This is a genomic window from Myxococcus sp. AS-1-15 (assembly GCF_020037055.1).
Classification (GTDB): Bacteria; Myxococcota; Myxococcia; order Myxococcales; family Myxococcaceae; genus Myxococcus; species Myxococcus fulvus.
On the sequence record NZ_JAIQDF010000003.1, the window covers coordinates 116,745 to 136,860 of the forward strand.

Here is a 20,116-nt window from a genome sequence, read left to right on the forward strand (position 1 = left end):
ACCTCGAGGCGCACCTTCCTGGGGAGACTCATTCTCCCTGGGAGGTCGCCATGAAGGTCGGAGAAGCCATGACCGCCAATCCCGTCACCTGTCTGCCCGACACGGGCATCGAACAGGCGGCGCGATGGATGGTCGAGTGTGACTGCGGGGCCCTGCCCGTCATCGACGCCGACAACCGGCCGCTGGGCATCATCACGGACCGGGACATCACCTGCCGCATCATCGCCAAGGGGAAGGACCCCTACATGCTGGACGTGACGGCGGCGATGAGCGCGCCCGCGGCCACCGTGTACCGCGACACCCCCTTGGAGGACTGCCTGGCGTTGATGGAGCAGAACCAGGTGCGGCGAATGGTGGTGCTCGACGACGACAACACCGTCTGCGGCATGGTGGCGCAGGCGGACCTGGTGAAGCGTCTGGGCGCGGAGGAGACCGCCGAGCTGATGCGCGAGGTCTCCATCGACACGCAGTCCGCGTCGCAGGTGCACTGACGACGGCGTGCGCTGGAGCCTCAGTCGCCGCCGAGCGCGAACGCGGCCATGCGTTGCACGCGGTCCGGCCCCGAGCGCTCCAGCACGTCGTTGTGCCCCGCGTCCGGCACCGTCACCACCGTGGCGCGAGGGAAGCGGGTGCCCAGCTGGCGCCCCATCTCCACCGGGATGAGGGTGTCCTGCTCACCGTGGATGATGAGCACCGGCAGGTCGAGCCCCCGCGCCTTCGACAGGGTGTCGAAGCGGTCCCTCACGAGCAGCGAGGTGGGGAGGAAGGGCAGCATCGTCGCCGCCATGTCGGGGATGGAGGTGTAGGGCGCCACCAGCATGATGCGCGCGCCATGGCCCCGGCGCGCCATCTCCACCGCGACGCCCGTGCCCAGGCTGCGGCCGCTGAGCACCGTGCGCTCCGGCGGGACCCCCTGGGTGCGCAGCAGCGCGAGCGCGGCCTCCGCCGCCGCGTAGATGCCCTGCTCGGAGGGCGCTCCGGGGGAGGCGCCGTAGCCCGGGTACTCGACGGCCAGGAAGCCCAGGCCGTTCGCCTGGAGGAACAGGCCCAGGTCGAGCTGGTCGAGGAGCTGCTCCCCGTTGCCGTGGAAGTGCACCACGGTCGGCGCGCCCTCGGGCCCTGGCAACTGGAGCAGGTCCACGTAGGCCCCTGCGCTCAACGGCAGACGGCTGAAGCCGTGCGCCGCGGGGAGCAGGGTGGCGGCCTTCGGCGCGGGGAAGAGCAGCGAGCGCTGGAAGACGAAGGCCGCGACGCACAGCGCGACGTAGAGGACCGCGAGGACGGAGAGGAGGAGGGTGAGCATGCGGCGGAGGCGGACCATGGCCCCGCCCAGTCTGCCCGATTCCGGACCGCGCTATGTGAACAGGCCCAGCGCGGTGCCGGGGGAGTACCCCGGGAACACCCGGGTCAGGTCCACGCCAGGGCGGCAGGCGCGCAGGGCCTCCGACAGCGGGGCGCGCACGTCGGTCCACGCGGGCACGTCCCGGCCGTCCTGGAGCCGGTCCGCGGTGAGGGGCTCGAAGCGGCCGTACACCCGACCTCCGCGCACACCGCCGCCGAGCACGAGCATCGCGCTCCCGACGCCGTGGTCCGTGCCTCGGCTGCCGTTCTCCCGCACGGTGCGGCCGAACTCCGTCAGGACCACCACCGTCACGTGCTCGAGCCGTGGACCCAGGTCGCGCGCGAAGGCGGACAGCGCGCCGGACAGCTCCGCGCAGCGATTGGCGAAGGTGCCCGTGGCCGCGCCCTGCGCCGCGTGGGTGTCCCAGCCGCCCATCTCCGTGGCGGCGACCTCCAGGCCCACGTCGCCCTTGATGAGCCGGGCGATGTCCGCCAGTCGCTGGCCCAGGGGCGCGCGTGGGTACTCGGCGCCGGAGGTGGGCGGCAGCCGGGCGAGCTGCTCTTCGTCCAGGTGCGAGAGGGCCTCGAAGGCGCCCTGCCCCGTGGTCCGCAGCGCGTCGTCCACGGCGCCGGCATAGAGCGCCTCGAAGCCGCGAGTGGCCCGTGCTCCTCGGTTGCCCACGCGCAGCCGGAACTCCTCCAGTCGCCCCATGGCCAGCGCGCCCGCGTCACCAAAGAGTGCTCGGGGCAGCGTGGACTGCAGCGCCACGGCGCGCAGCGGCGCGGAGGGGACCTGCGCCTCGGAGCCCAGCGCGCGGTTGAGCCAACCATCCGGCGTCGACTTGCGGCCCGGCGTTCCGGACTCCACGAAGTCCTGGGCATCGAAGTGCGAGCGGACCGGGGTGGGCAGTCCCACACCGTGCAGCACCGCGAGCTGTCCTTCCTTCCACAGCGGGAGCAGGGGCTCCAAACGTGGGTGCAGGCCGAAGGGTGAGGACAGGGGCAGCGCGGCGCCCTCGCCCGTGGGCTTCAGCGCGAGCGAGGGGCGCGCGCGGTGGTAGGCCCCGTCCTCGACGGGCGGGACGAGCGAGAGTCCGTCCACTCCGCCCCGGAGGAACACCGTCACCAACGTGCGCCTGGAAGGAGGTGTGGCCGCCTGGACGCCACGCAGGAGACCTGGCGTGAACAGGAGCCCCACTCCGGACAGACCCAGCGCGTGCAGCAGGCGGCGTCGAGAGAGGGACTGGGGCATGCGGCTGGGACTCCAGGGTGGTCGGCCCCGCGAGGCGGCGAGGTCCGCCCATTCAACACCCGTCCGGTCCGGAAGTTACGAGCGCACCTCCGCCCCCATGACGGCACATCGTTCAGGTGGCGCCGCCTCGAGCCTCCGTCAGGGCTGCTTCTTCTCGCGCAGTTGGTGGAGCACCTCGCGCGCGGTGGCGGCGGACGACGCCGGGTTCTGCCCGGTGACGAGCCGGCCGTCGGCCACGACGAAGCTCTCCCACAGCGGGCCCGACTCGTAGCGGGCTCCCTGTTCCTTCAGCCGCGTCTCCAGCGCGAACGGGACGATGGCGTCGAACTTCGCCGCCTTCTCCTCCGCGTTGCTGAAGCCCGCCACGCGCTTGCCCTTCACCAGCGGCTGCCCGTCCGGCCCCTTCACCCCCACCAGCGCCGCGGGCCCGTGGCAGACCGCCGCCACCACCGCGCCCCGCGCGTACCCGGCGGACAACAGCTTGTGCGTGGGCGCGTGCTTCGACAGGTCCCACATCACGCCGTGCCCGCCCACGACGAAGTACGCGTCGTACGAGTCCTTCACCTTCGCGAGCTCGAGCGTGTTCGCCAGCTTCTTCTTCGCCCGCGCATCCGACAGGAACGCCTTCGTGGACTCGGTCTGCTCCTTCTCGCTGCGAGGGTCCACCGGCGCGGCCCCGCCCTCCGGCGAGGCGATGTCCACCTGCGCCCCCGCGTCGACGAACGCCTCGTAGGGCGCGGCCAGCTCCTCCAGCCAGAAGCCGGTCTTCTCTCCCGTGTCCCCGAACTGCGAGTGGCTGGTGACAATCAGCAAAATCTTCACGGCGGTCAGCATCTCTTCCATGACACGGCTCCCTCGCGGGCCCACGAGGAGGGGCCCCACGGCGAAAGGGATACGCCTGGAGGTCCGCCCAGAAAACCGAGGGCTTCTTCACATAAGCTCAAGCCATGCTTGGCAATCGTGAAGCCCTCTGGACGCTGTGGGAAGTCAGCCGCGCGGGGACCCACGCCGCCGCCGCGGCGCGACTGGGCATCACCGCGTCCGCCGTGGGACAGCAGCTCAAGGCGCTCGAGCGACACACGGGTGTCGCGCTGTTCGAGCGCGTGGGGCGCAGGGCCCGACTCACCTCCGCCGGAGCGGCGCTCGTCGCTCGACTGGGAGAGCACCTGCCCGCGCTGGACGCCGCCGTGGAGGAGGCCTCCGAGACGCATCGCGTGGTGCGCGGCGAGGTGGCGCTGGGCGGCCCCTGGCCCTTCTTCCGCTACTGGCTGCGCCCGCGGCTGCCGTCCCTCCTGGCGGCGCATCCCGAGCTGCGACTGGACGTCCGCTTCGATGTCCCCAGCCGCGTCGCGCGCAGGCTCCTCGACGGCGAGCTGGACCTGGGCATCGTCGGCTTGCTGCCCGAGGCCCCGGGCCTGGAGCTGCACCCGGTGGCCCAGGAGCAGTTCGTCGCCGTGGCCTCCCCCGGCTACCTGAAGCGCTGGGGGACACCGAGGAGCGCCCGCGACTTCGCCGCGCATCGCTTCGTCGCCTTCGACGCGGACCTGGCCATGCTCCTGCCCTGGTGGCGCGCGGCCTTCGGCGCGAAGGAGCCGCTGCCGACGCAGGTGGTCTGCCGCATCGCCAACCTCGACGAGATGCTCGCGCTGGCGGAGGCGGGCGTGGGGTTGGCGGTGCTGCCCGACTACCTGGTCCAGCCGGCACTGCGCGAGGGCCGAGTCGCAGCGCTCGAGGCACCGCGACGCGCAGCGCGTCGTCCCTCAGGGACCCTCTGGGTGGCCTGGCGCAAGGCCGCCGCGCCCACCGCGCGATTCCTCGCGGTCCGCGACTGGCTCCTTGCGAAAGACAGACGTGTCCAGCGTGCATGAAGGGTTCTGTCACGGCCCACCGGAGCGTCGAATCTCCGACGGGGCGCGGAGCGGCCGTGTCTGGAAAGGAATCACGGATACCCGCCTCGTACGCCAGGACCGGTAGGCGGTGCCCAAGGCCTTGCCTATCCATCCCCCCTCAAAATTCTTCGAGGGGGAGCGCCCATGCGGTTGTCGTCGAACCAGGACCCCGAAACGCAGGCCGTCGTTCGCGCCGCAGTCTTGAAGATGAGGACCGTCGCGGATTGTGTCGTCACCCCTCGCACCGCCAGCTCGGGGACGGCCCAGGAGGGGTTCCGGGTCCACGTGGCCACCCGAGGCCCCCTGACCGAGCAAGCCGTCCTCGAGCACCTGCGCGCCCACTGTCCTCGACAGCTCGGGCCCCTGGACATCGTCCTCGTCCATGCCCTGCCGCCCTCGCGACGTCCAGGTGACCTGGAGGACCTGGGCCTCGCGGTGCTCGACGAGACACTCGTCATGCACTGCCAACGCGTCGTCGACGCCCTGCTGGGCTCCGGACACTTCCAGGTGTCCGTCGGCGACGCGGACTCCACGCCCGGAGCCTTGAGGCTCCGACGCGCGCCGGACTCCTCCCCCATGGTTGACCGGAGCAACCTTCCGGCCATCGCGACGAGCACTGCCGGACACTCGGTCCGGGAAGCGCTCGCCGACGGTGGCCCGGCCCTTTCTGGCGCGGAGCGGACGTTGACCGAGGTCCTGCTCGCGGCGGTGGCGCGGACGCCGGAGCAGAGAATCGTCCACGTCGAGGCGGAGGGCGTGGAGCGGACCGACACCTACCGCGAGCTGCTGTCGAGGGCCCTGCGAGTCGCCGGAGGGCTGCGGAGTGAGGGGCTCACGGCGGGCCAGCGGGTGATGTTCCAGTTGCCGGGGACGCGCGACTTCATCACCGCGTTCTGGGGCTGCATCCTCGCGGGCCTGGTGCCCGCGCCCATCGCGACTCCCGCCGAGTACGCCGAGGGGATTCCCGGGGTGAGCAAGCTGCTGGCGGCCTGGAAGGCGCTGCGCGAGCCCCTCGTCCTCATCGACGCCTCGCAACAGGCCTCACTCCAGGCGTTCGCCACGAGCCACGGCCACACGGTGAGGACGGCCACCGTCGAGGAGCTCGCCCGCCATGAGCCGGCGAAGCCGCACCTGGACGCGACGCCCGACGACATCACGCTGCTCCTGTTCACCTCCGGCAGCACGGGCACGCCCAAGACAGTGCCCCTGAGCCACAAGGCCATCCTCACCGAGGCTCGTGGCACCGCGCGGGTGATGAACACGGGCCCCAAGGACGTGTCCTTCCACTGGATGCCGCTGGAGCACGGCGGCAGCCTGGCGATGGTCCACACCCGGGACATCCTCTCCTCCTGCGCCGAGGTGCATGTCCCCACGCAGCTCATCCTCGGCGAGCCCCTGCGCTGGCTCGATTGGATGGAGCGCCACGGCGCCACGCTGAGCTGGGCGCCCCACTTCGCCTTCGGGTTGATTGTCGGTGAGCTGGGTCGCAAGCCGTCGGCGCGGCGGTGGGACCTCTCCCGGGTCCGCATCCTGGTCAACGGGGGCGAGGCCATCGTCTCCAGGACGGCGCGGGAGTTCCTGCGGGCCCTTTCGTCCCACGGCCTGCGCGACTCCGCCATATGGCCGGCATGGGGGATGTCGGAGACTTCGTCGGGCGTCACCTACCACTCCGACTTCAACCTCTCCACGTCGTCGGATGAGGACTCCGTCGTCGCGCTCGGGCCGCCCATCCCGGGCGTGCGACTGCGCATCGTGGACGACGAGGACCAGGTGCTGCCCGAGGGGGAGATTGGCGCCCTGCAGATTCAGGGGCCGTCGGTGCTGCGCGGCTATGTCGACAACGACGCCGTCAACCGCGAGTCCTTCACGCAGGATGGTTGGTTCCGCACCGGGGACCGCGCCTTCCTGCGCGACGGGCGCCTGACGCTGACCGGCCGCTCGCGCGACACCATCATCATCAACGGCGCCAACCACTTCGGCCACGAGATTGAAGCCACCGTGGAGGAGCTGCCGTTCATCGACCGCTCGTTCACCGCCGCGTGTGCGCTCCGCTTGAGTGGAGCGTCGACGGACCAGCTCGCGCTCTTCTTCCACCTGCTGCCGGGCACGAACGAGCAGGAGGCCTTGCGCAGCATCCGCGCCGCGGTGGCCAGGAACCATGGCGTCCAGCCCCACCACCTCGTCCCCGTCGAGCGCGCGGACATCCCCAAGACGGACCTGGGCAAGATTCAGCGCACGCAGCTCGCCAGTCGCTACGCGGCGAAGCTGGAGGCGGCGAAGCCTCGCGCGGACACGCACGAGCGGCTGCCCGCGTGGTTCTACCGGACCACCTGGCCCGCGGCGCCGCTGGACACCGACGTGCATGGCGCGGAGCGGACCTCCGTGGCGCTCCTCATCGAGGATGACGCGCGACTGGGTGATGCCCTCCGCCAGGAGCTGGAGCGTCGCGACCAGCCGCATGTCACCCTCATCCCGGCCTCGACGCCCGGGCTCATCCAAGAGGGACCGCGCCGTTATCGCCTGGATGTGGAGAACCCGGTCCACCACCTCCAGCTCTTCAAGCAGCTGCGCGAGGAGGGGCTGCTGCCCCGACACATCCTCCACCTCTCCGCGCCCTCCGCGATGGGCGTCCCCGAGTCCTTCGAGGCGCAGCGTGAGGCCTGCCTGCGGGCGTGTGGCTGGCTCGTCCCGCTGCTCGGTGCGCTCGATGCGCAGCGGCCCGAGCAGGTGCTGTTGAAGGTCATCGCCAGCCACAGCCTGCGCGTCGGGGAGGACGACCAGGTCGCCGTGCATCACGCGCCCCTGCGCGGCCTGCTGGCGACCGCGCAGCTCGAGCTGCCCTGGCTTCGCACGAGCCACGTGGACCTGCCCGCTGGAGATTCGGAGGGCAACGCGCGCCGCATCCTGGCCGAGGTCGATGCGCTCAGCGTCGAGCCCCTCGTCGCCTGGAGGGCGGAGGGTCGCCACGTGGCGAGGATGGTGCCCACGCACGCGGAGGGCTCGCTCATCGACGTGCCCGGCTTCGAGCCGAACAGCCTGTTCGTCATCACCGGGGGGCTGGGTCACGTGGGTCGGGTCCTCACCGAGTGGCTCGTCACCCGGTACCAGGCCCGGGTGCTGCTGCTCGGCCGTACGCCCGAGGCGGGCCTGCCCGAGGTGTCACGCGCGGCCCTGGCGGCGCTGCGGAGTCGAGGCGAGGTGCTGTATCGCGCCGTCGACGTCGGAGACGCGGACGCCGTGCGCGCCGCCATCGAGCAGGCGGAGGCGCACTGGTCGCGGCCGGTCGACAGGATGCTGCACCTGGCGGGGCACTACGCGGAGAAGACCCTGCTCCAGCTCGCGCCCGGAGACCTGGCCGCCGCGCTGGACCCGAAGCTCGCGGGTGCATGGAGTCTGTGGCGCGTCGCGAAGCACCGTCCTGGTTGTCGCCTCATCCTGTTCTCCTCCGTCGTCGGCGCCGTGGGCGGGGCGCTCCAGGGCGCGCATGCCGCCAGCAACGCCACGCTCGATGCCTTCGCCGAGCAGTGCCACGCCCAGGGCCGTGGCGCGACGGATGCGCCCGTCTGCCAGAGCATCGGCTGGAGCTACTGGCGCGATGAGCGCACCGCGGACCTGGAGGTGACGGGGCAGGCCGCGGCGCGGGGCCACGCCATCATGGAGCCCGCGCAGGCTTTGGAGTCGCTGGCCATCGCCGCCGCCGCGCCGCACACCGTCAGCTGGGTCGGGTTCCTTTCGGGAGGACATCACTTCCGCGCGAGGTTGGACGGCCGTCCGCGCGCGCTGCGCCGCATCGTCGCTCGGGGCGCCTCGCGCCATGTCGAGCTGGCGAAGATCTCCCTCGCGCCGATTCGCATCGTGGACGCGGCGGGGGTTCCGGTCTCCATCTCTGCGGCCGAGGCCACCGAGGCCATCCAGCCGGTGGTGGAAGCGACGGACTCGACGCGGAAGATTCGCCGCCTCTTCGCCGACGCGCTCGGACAGCCCGACGTCGGCGTCGACGACGACTTCTTCGATGTGGGCGGCAACTCCATCCAACTGGCGCAACTGCACCGGGCACTGGAGACGGCCTTCGAGCGCGAGGTCCGGTGGGCGGAGGTGCTGCGCTGCCGCACGGTCAACGCGCTCGCGGCGCTGCTCGCGGGGGACTCGACGTCCGAGACGCAGTTCGTGAGCTTCCGGGGGCTGCGCTACGCCTACCGCGTGGTGCCGGGTCCCGAGAAGCCGCTCATCGAGTCGCCGCTGCTCATCATCAGCGGCGCCTTCCAGGACATGTATGCGCTGCCGAAGCTCGAGCACCTGTTGCATCCGCTCGGCACGCTCATCATGGCGGACCTGCCCGGCACGGGCGTGGCGGACGACCTGGCGCCGGAGTTCGGCTTCGACTTCCTCGCGGATTGTCTGGAGCACCTGCGCGCGCACCTGGGCCATCCGCGCATCAACGTCATCGGTATCTCCTACGGCGGTTCGACGGCCTACGAGTTCGCGCACCGATATCCGGACAGCATCGACCGCCTCATCCTGGTGGGGGCGGCGACGGAGCTTCCCGACCAGTCCGCCGTGCGCATCGACATCCGCGCCGAGCAGATCCTGGAGGGAGAGCTCGACACGTTCGTCCAGGGCCTGGTGGAGGCGACCATGAACCAGGACCCGCGCAACCACGTGCGTGAAGCGGAGGCCACGCGGGTGCTGGTGGAGAAGGCCTTCCATGCCGTCACGCCGCGCGAGGCGCTTCGCTACGCCGACGTGCAGAACCGGTTGATCGCCGAGGCCCGGGACCCGAGCCTGCGCATCCTGAAGCGCCCCGTCCTCGCCTTCACCGGCGAGTTCGACCCGCTCACTCCGCCAGCCCATGTGCGCAACCTGGCCGCGACGATTCCCGGCGCGCTGTTCACCACCATCCGGGAAGCCGACCACCTGGTCCTGATGGAGCGTCCCGAGGAGATGGCCGACCTCATCCGCCGCTTCCTCCAGAACCACGACCTCCACGGGCTCGACTACCTCTCCGACGTCGAGTGCCCCACGAACACCCCTCCGCCCCGGAATGAAATCGCGGGTGGCACCACGCCCTTCAAGTCCCGAGGCGAGGGGTTCCAGCAAGGCGCGTCCGCGGAGTGACTGCCCCTACTGCCGCTGGAACTCCGGTGAGCCCAGCAGCAGGCCGGCGATGAGGGCCACGTCGACGGGCCCTCGCTCCGCCTCGGCGCTCGCCGATTCCTTCCGGCGGGAGAGCGCGTCGAGCACCGTCGCCTTCGTCGCCTCCGACGGCGGTGTGCCCAGGAGCGCGAGCCCGAGCGCCTCCAGCCACGCCTCCGCCGTGGGCGCTGCGGGCCACGCGACGGTCTCCATCACCACGCGCGCTCCAGGCATCCTGCCGGACACCAGGTCCAACCCGAAGTTCAGCCGCGCCACCAGCGAGCCGCTGTTCACCCACGGCGCCGCCACCTCGGGGAAGCCCGTGGGCGCAGGCGCCCGGTACAGGGGCTCCCCCATCTTCGCCACCGCCTGCACCAGCCGGGGCTGCACCTGCACCTCCGCCCCCGTCGCACGCAACGCGGACACCACGAACTCGAAGGGTGTCTTCACCTTCGCCCCACGCGCCTCGGGCGCCCAGAACTCCGGCGCATCCAACAGCGCGCGATACACCGACGACAAATCCCCGTCCGTGTCGAGGAACACCTTCGCCAACCGGTCCACCAGCGCCGGCGGCGGCGAGTCCGACACGAAGCGCCGCGCCAGCTTCGTCGCCAGATGCCGCGCCGTGGACGGATGCCGCGCGAGCACGTCCAACACCCGCTCCCCATCCGCCTCCCCACCTCCCGCCGCGAACTCCTGCCCCAGCACACGCTTCGCCCCCGGGTCATGCGCCCGACGACGGAAGACGAACTGGGGCGCCTCGCGCGGCTTCTTCACGCTCCACCCCGTGAAGCACCGCGCCACCTCGCGCACGTCCGTCTGCGAGTAGCCGCCCTCCACGCCCAACGTGTGCAGCTCCAGCAGCTCCCGCGCGTAGTTCTCGTTGAGCCCCGGTCTGGGCTCGGCGTCCATCTCCGCCTCGCCCTCGTCCTCCACGTCCCTCCGCGCGCGGCCCCGCTCCGGCATGCCGTCACGCGTGCTCCTCCAGTTGTCCAGATAGACGAGCATCGCCGGGTGGCGCGCCGTGGCGCCGAGCAACGTCCGGAAGCGCCCGAAGACATGCGGACGGATGGCGTCGCGCTCGTACGACGTCACCATCCACCGCACCACGCCCTTGTCCGCGGAGACGTTGAAGTGGTTGAACCAGAAGTCCACCAGCACCTCCTCGAGCGGATTCGGTCCCTCGACGGCGCGCAGCAGCTTCGCCGCGGAGAGCTCCGCACCGATTCGCGCCGGGCGCTCCAGCTCGCGGCCATCCAGGAGCGCCTGCTCCCGCTCCTTCCGGTTCGGGTACGCGTCGAGCAGCTGGGACATCGACATCTCCAACGTGGGCAGGGCCTGGAGCTTCCCGGCCAGCGCCGGCGACATCGGCGCGTCCCGACGCACGAGCCGCGCCTCCACCCAACCGCGCACGCCCAGGCGACGCACCTCCGCCAGCTCCCGCGCCGACGGACCGAAGGCCCATCGCTGCAGCAGGTGCACCTCCGCGCCCGGTCCGAAGTCCTCGACAGGCGCCTCACTCCGCGCCGGGTGTGAAGTGCTCGCACATGAGAGCAGCAAGGCCGACAGGAAACCGAGGGACACGAGGCGCATGGCTGCCTCCGAGAACCCACGAGCACGCGCGAGGTTACGACCCGCGCTCCGAGAGGCCTGCTCGCCCACCCTGTCAAACATCCCTTGCCTCCTGAACACCTGCTGGCTCGCACCAACCGTTGCTTGTACCCGAGCCCCGCTGCTTTTCGTATGGAGGCCAACGATGAAGACCCCCGCGCCCCTGGGGTGGCTGCTCTCGCTGGTGATGCTCGGCGGGTGCTCCGCCCTCTTCGATTCCGGTGGTGATACCGGCAGCAACTCGGACCGGCTCACCGCGCCGTTCGAGCCGCACGTGGACCTGCTCGCGGACGTCAACCGCGACGGCGTGGTCGACGAGCGGGACGAAGCCGGCGAGGAGACCTGGAGCGCCGAGCGTGGCGCCATCTTCCTGGCCAACATCGACGACGACCAGAAGGCCTGTCCCTTCAGTCCGTCCTTCACCCAGCTCAGCGACGAGCAGCTCGCCGGCTGCAACGACTCCCAGGACACCGAGGTCAACGGCGAGGAGGACTTGAAGGACCTCGCGCGGCTGCGTGTCGCGCCGTGGCCCGGAGCGCCGAGCTACGCGGTGGGCAGCGTGTCCGTGACGGGCGCGGGCTCGGACAAGGTGCGTCTGTTCAAGCGCATGGATGGGGAGTTCCTGTCGTTCCGCATCGCCAACGTGCTGCCGCTGTCGGCCCGGGACTTGCGCGAGGGCGTGGACCTGGCCATCGAAGCGAACGACATCGTCCGGGACGCCGCGGTGTGGGATGGCCGCGTGGAGGTGACGCTGACCATCTACCACGTGGACCGGCCGCAGGAGCTGTTCCGGGACACGGTGATGATGCGCGTGGCGCCCGTGGTGCTGTTCCATCACCTGACGCCGGTGCGCAACGTCTACGTGTCGCGCCTGGACACCGAGGCGTCTGCGCTCTTCCGCGAGGACCTGGGCGGCGCGCTCGTCAGCTCGCGGGAGCCCACGCTCTTCTCCGAGTTCGCGGTGGATGACCTGTGGGCCCAGGACTACTTCGAGCCCGCGTACATGGCGCTGCCCACCGAGGGCGGCGGACAGCATGTCATCCAGGTCAACCTCCGCTCGGCCAACGTCAACACGAACGAGCGCCCGGTGCCGCTGCGCGAGGCCGGGCGCATCGTCTACTGGCTGCGCGGCCGGGACCAGGCGGCGGTGCAGCAGTACCAGTCGGGCCTGTCGCCCGAATCGCAGACGCTCAACTCCATGGGCAACACGGAGGTCATCCCACCCTACGAGAAGGACGGCGTGAAGTATCCGCTGGGGCGGCTGTTGCGCGGCCGGGGCCCCGACTCCGAGCCCGACTTCCAACTGGACCCGAGCTTCACGCGGATGCTCGACGCGCAGGCCGTCCAGCCGGTGGTGTACCTGGACACGTCGTGGCTCGCCGTGGCGCATGTCGATGAGACGGTCAGCTTCCTGCCGGTGGACTCGCCGCGCGGCTGGGTTGCCCTGGTGGCCGACCCCGCCCTGGCGCGGCGCATGCTGATGGACGCGCAGGCGCGCGGACATGGCGAGGCGAAGCTCTTCGAGGGCAAGCGCTGGGTGATGGAGCAGCCGGCGGAGATGACGGTGTCGACGCTGCTGGACCACGCCGGGGTGATGGACACCAACGCGATGGCCGCGCTCGAAATCGAGGAGCAGCTGGCCGTTCTCCGCGAGGAGACGGGAATCACCGACGCGGAGGTCGTCCGCGTGCCCTTCCTGTTCCAGGGTTCAACCAACGGCGCGACGGCGCTGCAGCCCGGCACGGTGAACCTGCTGTCGGTGTCCCGCTCGCTCGTCATCGCGCCGGACCCGCATGGCCCCGTCATCAACGGGAAGGACCTCTTCAAGGCGCAACTGGAGCAGGCCCTGGCACCGCACGGCATCCGCGTGCACTGGTCCGACACCTGGGACCTCTACCACGTGGGGGGTGGTGAGGTGCATTGCGCGACGAACGCCGCGCGCGTCCCGTCCCCCGTGAAGTGGTGGGAGGGCGGTCGATGAGCGCCTCGCTGTCACGCGGCCCGCGCGCCGCCGTGTCGTTGCTGTTGATGCTGCTCACCCTGCCCGCCCTCGCACAGACGGACGGCCTGGGCGCGCTGCGCGAGGAGGTGGCGAAGGCGCGGCAGCAGACGCCCGAGGCCTTCACGCGCCTGGAGGCGGCCGTCGCCCAGGTGGGCGTCTGGGATGCGCGCAAGCGCGGGACCCTTGCCGCCGTCGCGCCGCTGTTCCGTCAGCTCGGTCCCCAGGGGCTGTGGCCCATGGTGGAGCGGCTCGCGTTCGACACGGGGCAGGCATCCCAGCCCGAGCGCGACTCCGCGAAGCTGGCCCTTCAAGTGGGGATGATTGAAGCCACCGGCGAGCTGCGGGACGCGCGGCTGTTGCCCCTGTGGAAGCACCTGCTCGAAGGTCCGGAGACCCGACGTCCCGCGCGCCGTGCGGCGGCGACCGCGCTGGCGAAGCTGGAGTCGGACGAGGCCGCGACGCTGCTCATCACGCTGTCTGGCGAGTCGGGCACTCGCGGGCTCACGGTGCTGCGCGCCATGGGGTCCTGCCGCAGGCTGACGGTGGCGCAGCGGCTGGCGGAGGCGCTCGCGGCACGGCCCGAGCCGGAGGTCGCCCGCCGCGTCGCGCAGGCACTCGGTGACATCGGCTCCGCGTGGGCCTGGAAGACGCCGCAGGTGAAGCACCGCGAGGAGGAAGGCGCCGTGCGCCGCATGGCCGCGGAGGCCCTGGTCCACGCGTGGACGGACTACTCGGGAGACACCCAGCGCGCCCTCACCCAGGCGGTGCTGCGCGTGGACGCGCCGGAGACGCTCACGCTCGTCCAGACAGCCCGGACGCGGACGCCGGATGCGCAGCGCGCGGGCCTGGAGTCCCTGGAGCGGCAGGTGGTCAACAACCCGCTGCGCTGAGGGACCTCAGGGCGCCTCGATTTCCATGCGGTAGCCCACCCCGCGCACCGTCTGGATGGCGAAGCGCGAGGCGCTGTTCCACCCCAGCTTCTTCTTCAAGCTGGAGACGAAGTTGTCCACGGTGTGCGGGTCCACGACGACGTCGCGCCCCCACACCGCGTCCAGGATGTCGTCCCGGCGCAGCACCCGCTCGCGCTCCTTCACCAGGAAGGCCAGCAGGTCGAACTCCGTGCGCGTCAGCTCCACGCTCGCGCCGTCGGGGTTCTCCACCTTGCGGCGGTCCAGGTCCATCCGGTAGCCGCCGAAGCGCACCTGCTTGGCGGGCGCGGCGCCTCCCGCGCGGCGCACCAGCGCGCCCACTCGCGCGAGCAGCTCCCGCAGCCGGTAGGGCTTGCCCAGGTAGTCCTGCGCGCCCGCCTCGAAGCCGCGCACCACGTCGTCCTCCAGCGTGCGCGCGGTGAGCATCAACACCGGCGTGCCGACGCCCTCCTCGCGCAGCGCGCGGCACAGCGAGTAGCCGTCGCCGTCCGGCAGCATGACGTCCAGGAGGATGAGCTGGAAGGCGCCGCGGGAGAGGTGTTCGCGGGCCTCGCGCACGGAGGAGGCCTCCTCCACGGCGTAGCCGCCCTGGTGCTCCAGGCTGTCACGCAGCGCGAGCCGCAGGTTCGGGTCGTCCTCCACGAGGAGGATGGTGGGCTGGGTGGGGTTCATATCGTCGCAGTCGGAGGAAACGAGAGCTCGAAGGTGGTGCCTTCAGGACTGGAGGCCACCACGCGCAGGGTGCCTCCGTGAAGACGCATGATGCGCCGGCACAGCGCCAGGCCCAGGCCGCTGCCGGGCACCTCGCGGCCCTGGCCGGGCAGGCGGACGAACTCGCCGAAGACGCGCTCCCAGTCCTGGGGCGGAATGCCCACGCCGTTGTCGGAGAAGCGCACGCGCCCGCCGGGCAGCGCCTCCACGCGCAGGCGCACCGGCTGCCGGGTGTTGTAGGCGCACGCGTTGCGCGCGAGGTTGGAGAGCAGCAGGCGCAGCAGCTGGGAGTCGGCGCGCAGGGACAGCTCGCCCACGTGCGCCTCCAGTTCCACCGGCACCTTGGACCAGGCCTCCAAGTCACGACGCATCAGCGCCACCAGCTCCTCCAGGCGCACCGGCTCCAGCCGCGCCACCCAGCGGCCCTTGTCGATGCGATTGAAGGACAGCAGGTTCTCCACCAGGAAGCCCAGGCCGTCCGCCTCGCGGACGATTCGGCCCGGGTAGTCACGCGCCTCGGCGCCCTCGGCCAGCCGCCACTCGAGCGTCTCCGCGAGCAGGCGGATGGAGGCCAGCGGCGTGCGCAGTTCGTGGGACACCGTGGCCACGAAGTCGCTCTTCAGCTCCAGGAAGCGGTACTTGCGGTGCTGCGCGAGGAAGGCCAGCGCGGCGATGCCCACCGCCAGCCCCGCGCACAACAGCACCATGCCCGTCTTCAGCCGGTAGCGCCGCTCCAGCGCCGTCTCGGCGCGGCCCCACTCGGGCGTCACCACCGACAAGGGCAGCGCGTCCACGGCCACCACGGGCGCGTCACCGAGCAGCTTCACCGTTCCTTCGACGTCCAGGAGCCCGCGCTCGCGCATCTCCCGCGTGAGCGACGCGAGCAGCACACCCGCGTCCACCGCCACGCCGCGCACCTGGTTGCCTCCGCGCGGCTCCAGGTACCACCCCGCGCGCACCAGGGCCGGGCCGGGGAGCGAGTCCGGCAGCGGCAAGGGGCTCTTCACGAGCTCGCTCGCGCGGGCCCGCAAGTCCTCCACGGGCGCGCCCACCTTCGACGAGAGCGCCGCCACGCGCGTGAGCAGGAACTGGAAGTCCGTGGGCGTGAAGCGCGAGCGGCGCGACAACAGCAGGCGCTGCAAGCCGTCCAACCGGCCCCCGCGGCCGTCCGACAGGCCCTCGCGCACCAGGGCCTGCATGAGCTGCGGTACCGGGTCGCCCTTCTCCGCCAGGGCTTCGAGCACCACGAGCAGACCGGGCACATCCCTGGTCGAGGCGAGCACGTATTGCGAGCGGTGCTGGAGCAGCGCCATCAGCGCCACCGTGGAGGCGCGTCGGTCGCCTCGGGCCAGCGCCGTCTCCACCGCGCGCGTCCTCGCGAGCCGCTCCGCCCATGGGTCGTCCTTGTCCTCCGCCACCTCGGTGCCCGCGCGCAGCCGCGCGTACCGCTCGCTCGCGGGGGCGTCTTCGCCGGTGTCGTGGAGCGCCAGCCGGGGCAGCACCTGGGTGCCGCGCTCGCGCAGGTAGAGTCCCGTGGCGGGCGCCAGCGGGTCCGTCACCGCGGCCTCCAGCGCGGGCCGCGCCGCCTCCAGACGGTCCCTCAGCGTCTGCGTCAGGGACGCGCGGGCGTACTGCTCCAGGGCCTCGCGCCGCGAGTCGAGCGAGCGCCGGGCGTCCTCGCGCTCCTCGGCGAAGATGCGGTGCAGGGAGCCCAGTCCCCAGGCGAGCCCGAGGAGGCCGAGCACCAGCGCGACGAGCATGGGCAGCAGCCGGCGGAGCATCGTCGCGGCTACCTCCCGGAGCTCGGGAGCAGGTCGGGGTCCAGGCTCGCGCCGTCCGCGCCGGGGCGCTCCTTGCGCGCGTCGAGCGTCCCCGCCTGCTTGATGAGCGCGCCCAGGTTCGCCACGTCCGGCCGGCTCACCAGCGGCTCGCCGAGGTCCTGCCAGAGCGCGTGCAGCCGCGCCCAGTCGAGCGAGCGCGTCCAGGGCGAGCCGCGCAGCTTCTCCGCGAAGGCGGCGGCCACGTAGGTGAGCCTCGTGTCGGGCGAGGCACGCGCCATGGACGAGCGCAGGGCGCTGGAGGGCAACAGCTTGTGCGCGCGGCGCCACATGGTGTCCTCGCCCTCCTCGTAGAGGATGCGCAGGACACCGAAGGCGATGGCCGGAGCAATCAGCTTCACCTCGTAGATGGCGGTGACGGTCGCGCCCGCGGCCAGGGGCACGGGGTCCGGCGTCACGTCGTCGCCGAGCGGCTCCGGAGGGGTCGCGGACGGATTCTCGTAGCCCACCAGGCGATAGCGGGCCACCGCGCGCTTGTCGAACTCGAGCTGCACGCCCACGTCGCTGAAGGCCGCGCGCGTGCGCAGCGTCACGCGCACCACGTGGTAGCCCTTGCGGCTGGGCGAGGGGAACCCCTCCACGTCGACGATGAACGGACCCGCGTTCTCGCCGCCCTCCTTGGGAGAGAAGCTGTTGACGAAGTCCTCCACCCGCACCGCCTCCTCGGCCGGGAGCGAGTCCCGCTCCAGGTGGCCCCGCGTCAGCGCGTACGAGGCCGTGCTCACCCGCAGCGGGTACGTGGAGGCGTTCTCCTCCTCGGTGTCGATGGTGGGGTTGACGCCATGGCCCCGCAGGTCCGAGTCGCGCAGGAACTTGCTGCCCGGCACATAGCGGCGCTCACCGGAGCCCTCGGCGGCGAGCAGCGACACCTGGGGCAGCGCCCACGGCGGCGCGCGGTCCCGGATGTCTCCCTCGCGGGGCACCGCCATCCAGGCGACTCCGTCCGACTCCAGTCGCAGCGGCGGCGCGAACGGCGTCAGGGACGCGAAGGGATGATGCGACACGGGCAGCGCCTGGAGCGCCACCGCCACGCCGAGCGTCCGTCCCGCCTCCACGCGCACGCCCTCGCGGGTGACGGGCTGGAAGGACTCCCTCTCGAAGCGCAGCGTGTAGAGCCCCACCGGCAGGGACGCGAGCCGATACTGGCCCCGCTCATCCGTCGTCACGGTGCGCGGTGAGGGCAGCGCGGGGGACGTGGCGTGGACCTTCACGCCCGCCAGGAGACGCGCGTCCTTGGCCTCGGAGACCACGCCCGTCACCTCGCCCACCTGGGCCCACGCCGGAGCGGCGAGGCACAGGAGGACTCCGCAGAGGGAGCGAAGCAGGGCGCTCTTCGTCGAGGGCTTCACGCGGACACCGGGCACGGCCTTCCTTGGGATGGTGCGAAGCCTGCCGCAGGCGGCCCGCCGGCATCATCACGGTTCCATCATGGCGCCGTCAGCCCGCCTGCCCGCCCTGCTTCTCCGACGTGAAGGGCACATCCAGCACCGGCCGCGACTTCGCGTCCGGCAAGTCGTAGTGCCACCACTCCATGCGGTTGGGCGTGAAGCCCGCGCCCAGCATCGCCTCGCGCAGCACCTCGCGATGACGGCGCGACGCCTCGGTGCCTCCCGCGTAGCCGTGGTGCGCGGCGGGCGTGAAGGTGTCGAAGGCGGTGGGCATCTCCACCTCCTGCCCGTCCAGCGTCACCAGCGTCAGGTCCACCGCGCCGCCCCGGTTGTGGTTGGAGCCCTTGCGCGGGTCCGCCACGTAGCCGGGCACGGGCATGATCTTCCACATCTCCCACTGCACCGCGCGAGGCCGGTAGCAGTCGTAGACCTTGAGCCGGTAGCCCTTGGGCCGGAGCACGTCCGCGGCCGCCTTCAGCTTGCGCGCGGACTCCGGCAGCAGCAGACAGCGCGCCGTGTCCGGGTACACCCTCTTCTTCAGGAAGTTGTCCTCCGTCGCGTAGCGCAGGTCCAGCGCCAGGTCCTCCACCACGGTGGAGGCGTCCACCAGCGGCGAGGTGCCCGGGGCCTTCGTGGGCTTCGCCTTCCTGGCCCCCGCTTCCTCCGCGAGCGCGGCAGTCGCCAGGCCCAGCGCCGCCACGAGTACCCACGTCCTCATGCTCCGGCCTCCACCGTGTAGCGCGTCGGGTCCGGCACGCCGGCCTCCTCGAAGCCCTTCTTGCGCAGCAGGCAGCTGTCACAGCGCCCGCAGGCGCGGCCCTGCGCGTCCGGGTCGTAGCAGGAGTGGGTGATGCCGTAGTCCACGCCCAGGCGGACGCCCTCGCGGATGATGTCCGCCTTCGTCAGGCCGGACAGCGGCGCGTGCACCGTGAAGCGCGCGCCCTCGACGCCCGCCTTCGTCGCCAGGTTGGCCATCGCCTCGAAGGAGCGGATGAACTCCGGCCGGCAGTCGGGGTAGCCGCTGTAGTCCACCGCGTTGACGCCGATGTAGATGTCCGTGGCGCCCACCACCTCGGCCAGTCCCAGCGCCAGCGAGAGGAACAGCGCGTTGCGCGCGGGCACGTACGTCACCGGGACGCCGTGGCTCATCTCGTCCGCAGGCCGGTCCTTGGGCACGTCGATGTCCGCCGTCAGCGCGGAGCCGCCCACCTGGCGCAGGTCGATGCCCACCACCCGGAAGTCCTTCACGCCCAGGGCCGTCGCCACCTCGCGCGCCCGCTCGAGCTCCACCGCGTGCCGCTGGCCATACGCCACCGCCAGGCACACCGGCTCGAAGCCCTTCGCCTTCGCCATGGCCACGCACGTCGTCGAGTCCAGGCCCCCCGAGGTCAGCACCACCGCACGCTTCGTCATCAGTCCCTCCGCACTCCCTGCACCTTGTACGCAGTCCTGCACGTCGTCGGATTACACGTACACGAGCCCGGCAGGAAGACGTCCGTCAGCGCGCCACACGCGAGCGCCACGTCGTAGCCACTCTCCGTGGGGGCCGGCGGGCTGGCGTCGGGGATGCCGCCGTCGAAGCCGTTGCAGTCGCGGTTGAGCAGCCGCGCCTGGCTGTCGCTGAAGAGCGTCACCTTCAGTGACTCCTCAATCTGGGAGTCCTTGCAGGTGCTGCCACAGGACGCGCGCAGCGACGTCGCGCGGAGCATGGAGTCGACCTGCTGCCCCTCGAACTTCGCGTCGCGGTTGAAGCCCTGCACGGTGAACCACCCCGGGCCGCCGTCCTCGTTGCGGGAGAACGTGCCCTCGAAGCGGAACACGCCCGCGTCGTCCACCTGCGCGAACTCCGGCATGGAGGCGTCGCAGGTGGTGTTCGCCGGGTCCAGTCGGGCCTCGAACTGGAAGGTGCCCAGGAACTGGTTGCCTGGGTACACCGGGTCCGTGTTGCAGGCCATGGCCGCGACGACGGCGGCGGCGGGGAGGACGGAGAGCAGCAGGGGCTTCAGGCGCATACGGCCGGGC

General features: G+C 71.6%; 15 protein-coding genes. 5 read left to right on the plus strand and 10 right to left on the minus strand.

The features are described from left to right. Positions 1 to 50: 50 nt before the first annotated feature. Complete coding sequence (locus tag K8625_RS10030) at positions 51 to 491, plus strand: CBS domain-containing protein (RefSeq protein ID WP_223747111.1); 441 nt, start codon at positions 51 to 53, stop codon at positions 489 to 491. 20 nt (positions 492 to 511) lie between these two features. On the opposite strand, the gene K8625_RS10035 is transcribed toward K8625_RS10030, so the two are convergent. The 3 genes from K8625_RS10035 to K8625_RS10045 all read right to left on the minus strand — a co-directional run bounded on the left by K8625_RS10035 (position 512) and on the right by K8625_RS10045 (position 3,436). Further along, a complete protein-coding gene (locus K8625_RS10035) occupies positions 512 to 1,321 on the minus strand; it encodes an alpha/beta hydrolase (RefSeq protein ID WP_223782563.1) in 810 nt (269 codons plus the stop codon). A gap of 33 nt (positions 1,322 to 1,354) precedes the next feature. Next, entirely contained in the window at positions 1,355 to 2,593 is a 1,239-nt protein-coding gene (locus K8625_RS10040; RefSeq protein WP_223782564.1) for a DUF1501 domain-containing protein, read from the minus strand. A gap of 138 nt (positions 2,594 to 2,731) precedes the next feature. Further along, the gene (locus K8625_RS10045) at positions 2,732 to 3,436 is read right to left on the minus strand and encodes a type 1 glutamine amidotransferase domain-containing protein (RefSeq protein WP_223782565.1); all 705 of its coding nucleotides are present in this window, start codon (positions 3,434 to 3,436) and stop codon (positions 2,732 to 2,734) included. A gap of 104 nt (positions 3,437 to 3,540) precedes the next feature. On the opposite strand from K8625_RS10045, the gene K8625_RS10050 reads away from it, so the two are divergent. Both K8625_RS10050 and K8625_RS10055 read left to right on the plus strand, forming a co-directional pair. After that, positions 3,541 to 4,461: a LysR family transcriptional regulator gene (locus tag K8625_RS10050; protein WP_223782566.1), complete on the plus strand. Its 921-nt coding sequence runs from the start codon at positions 3,541 to 3,543 to the stop codon at positions 4,459 to 4,461. Between the two features lie 306 nt (positions 4,462 to 4,767). After that, positions 4,768 to 9,597: an alpha/beta fold hydrolase gene (locus K8625_RS10055; protein WP_223782567.1), complete on the plus strand. Its 4,830-nt coding sequence runs from the start codon at positions 4,768 to 4,770 to the stop codon at positions 9,595 to 9,597. A 6-nt stretch (positions 9,598 to 9,603) separates the two neighbouring features. On the opposite strand, the gene K8625_RS10060 is transcribed toward K8625_RS10055, so the two are convergent. Continuing rightward, on the minus strand, positions 9,604 to 11,208 hold the full coding sequence (locus tag K8625_RS10060; protein WP_223782568.1) for a DUF1800 domain-containing protein: 1,605 nt from the start codon (positions 11,206 to 11,208) through the stop codon (positions 9,604 to 9,606). Between the two features lie 163 nt (positions 11,209 to 11,371). Between K8625_RS10060 and K8625_RS10065 the strand changes: the two genes are divergently transcribed. Together K8625_RS10065 and K8625_RS10070 are read left to right on the plus strand one after the other, a co-directional pair. Continuing rightward, positions 11,372 to 13,207 carry a protein-arginine deiminase domain-containing protein gene (locus tag K8625_RS10065; protein ID WP_223782569.1) on the plus strand — a complete coding sequence of 612 codons (1,836 nt, stop codon included), beginning with the start codon at positions 11,372 to 11,374 and terminating at the stop codon, positions 13,205 to 13,207. After that, on the plus strand, positions 13,204 to 14,118 hold the full coding sequence (locus K8625_RS10070; RefSeq protein ID WP_223782570.1) for a hypothetical protein: 915 nt from the start codon (positions 13,204 to 13,206) through the stop codon (positions 14,116 to 14,118). Before K8625_RS10065 ends, K8625_RS10070 begins: the two co-directional genes overlap by 4 nt. 6 nt (positions 14,119 to 14,124) lie before the next feature. Here K8625_RS10070 and K8625_RS10075 read toward each other — a convergent pair whose 3' ends face one another. From K8625_RS10075 to K8625_RS10100, 6 genes are all read right to left on the minus strand, one after another. Next, on the minus strand, positions 14,125 to 14,829 hold the full coding sequence (locus tag K8625_RS10075; RefSeq protein WP_223747102.1) for a response regulator transcription factor: 705 nt from the start codon (positions 14,827 to 14,829) through the stop codon (positions 14,125 to 14,127). Further along, positions 14,826 to 16,649, minus strand: a complete 1,824-nt coding sequence (locus K8625_RS10080; protein ID WP_223747101.1) for a HAMP domain-containing sensor histidine kinase — start codon at positions 16,647 to 16,649, stop codon at positions 14,826 to 14,828. Before K8625_RS10080 ends, K8625_RS10075 begins: the two co-directional genes overlap by 4 nt. Before the next feature lie 8 nt (positions 16,650 to 16,657). Beyond that, positions 16,658 to 18,070 carry a von Willebrand factor type A domain-containing protein gene (locus tag K8625_RS10085; RefSeq protein WP_223782571.1) on the minus strand — a complete coding sequence of 471 codons (1,413 nt, stop codon included), beginning with the start codon at positions 18,068 to 18,070 and terminating at the stop codon, positions 16,658 to 16,660. 73 nt (positions 18,071 to 18,143) lie between these two features. Beyond that, a complete protein-coding gene (gene ddpX / locus K8625_RS10090) occupies positions 18,144 to 18,812 on the minus strand; it encodes a D-alanyl-D-alanine dipeptidase (RefSeq protein ID WP_223782572.1) in 669 nt (222 codons plus the stop codon). Next, positions 18,809 to 19,507: a 7-cyano-7-deazaguanine synthase QueC gene (gene queC, locus K8625_RS10095; protein WP_141324036.1), complete on the minus strand. Its 699-nt coding sequence runs from the start codon at positions 19,505 to 19,507 to the stop codon at positions 18,809 to 18,811. Before queC ends, ddpX begins: the two co-directional genes overlap by 4 nt. Beyond that, positions 19,507 to 20,106 (minus strand): hypothetical protein, encoded by a 600-nt coding sequence (locus K8625_RS10100; protein ID WP_223747098.1) that lies wholly within the window; start codon positions 20,104 to 20,106, stop codon positions 19,507 to 19,509. The genes queC and K8625_RS10100 overlap by 1 nt, the downstream gene beginning before the upstream one ends. Positions 20,107 to 20,116: the final 10 nt, after the last annotated feature.

Excerpts from the sequence above, each read along its gene's own strand:
- K8625_RS10080 (WP_223747101.1), bottom strand. The coding sequence starts at position 16,649 with ATGCTCCGCCGGCTGCTGCCCATGCTCGTCGCGCTGGTGCTCGGCCTC.
- K8625_RS10040 (WP_223782564.1), bottom strand. The coding sequence starts at position 2,593 with ATGCCCCAGTCCCTCTCTCGACGCCGCCTGCTGCACGCGCTGGGTCTG.
- K8625_RS10030 (WP_223747111.1), top strand. The coding sequence starts at position 51 with ATGAAGGTCGGAGAAGCCATGACCGCCAATCCCGTCACCTGTCTGCCC.
- K8625_RS10045 (WP_223782565.1), bottom strand. The coding sequence starts at position 3,436 with ATGGAAGAGATGCTGACCGCCGTGAAGATTTTGCTGATTGTCACCAGC.
- K8625_RS10065 (WP_223782569.1), top strand. The coding sequence starts at position 11,372 with ATGAAGACCCCCGCGCCCCTGGGGTGGCTGCTCTCGCTGGTGATGCTC.
- K8625_RS10070 (WP_223782570.1), top strand. The coding sequence starts at position 13,204 with ATGAGCGCCTCGCTGTCACGCGGCCCGCGCGCCGCCGTGTCGTTGCTG.
- K8625_RS10100 (WP_223747098.1), bottom strand. The coding sequence starts at position 20,106 with ATGCGCCTGAAGCCCCTGCTGCTCTCCGTCCTCCCCGCCGCCGCCGTC.
- K8625_RS10035 (WP_223782563.1), bottom strand. The coding sequence starts at position 1,321 with ATGGTCCGCCTCCGCCGCATGCTCACCCTCCTCCTCTCCGTCCTCGCG.
- K8625_RS10075 (WP_223747102.1), bottom strand. The coding sequence starts at position 14,829 with ATGAACCCCACCCAGCCCACCATCCTCCTCGTGGAGGACGACCCGAAC.
- queC (WP_141324036.1), bottom strand. The coding sequence starts at position 19,507 with ATGACGAAGCGTGCGGTGGTGCTGACCTCGGGGGGCCTGGACTCGACG.
- K8625_RS10060 (WP_223782568.1), bottom strand. The coding sequence starts at position 11,208 with ATGCGCCTCGTGTCCCTCGGTTTCCTGTCGGCCTTGCTGCTCTCATGT.
- ddpX (WP_223782572.1), bottom strand. The coding sequence starts at position 18,812 with ATGAGGACGTGGGTACTCGTGGCGGCGCTGGGCCTGGCGACTGCCGCG.
- K8625_RS10050 (WP_223782566.1), top strand. The coding sequence starts at position 3,541 with ATGCTTGGCAATCGTGAAGCCCTCTGGACGCTGTGGGAAGTCAGCCGC.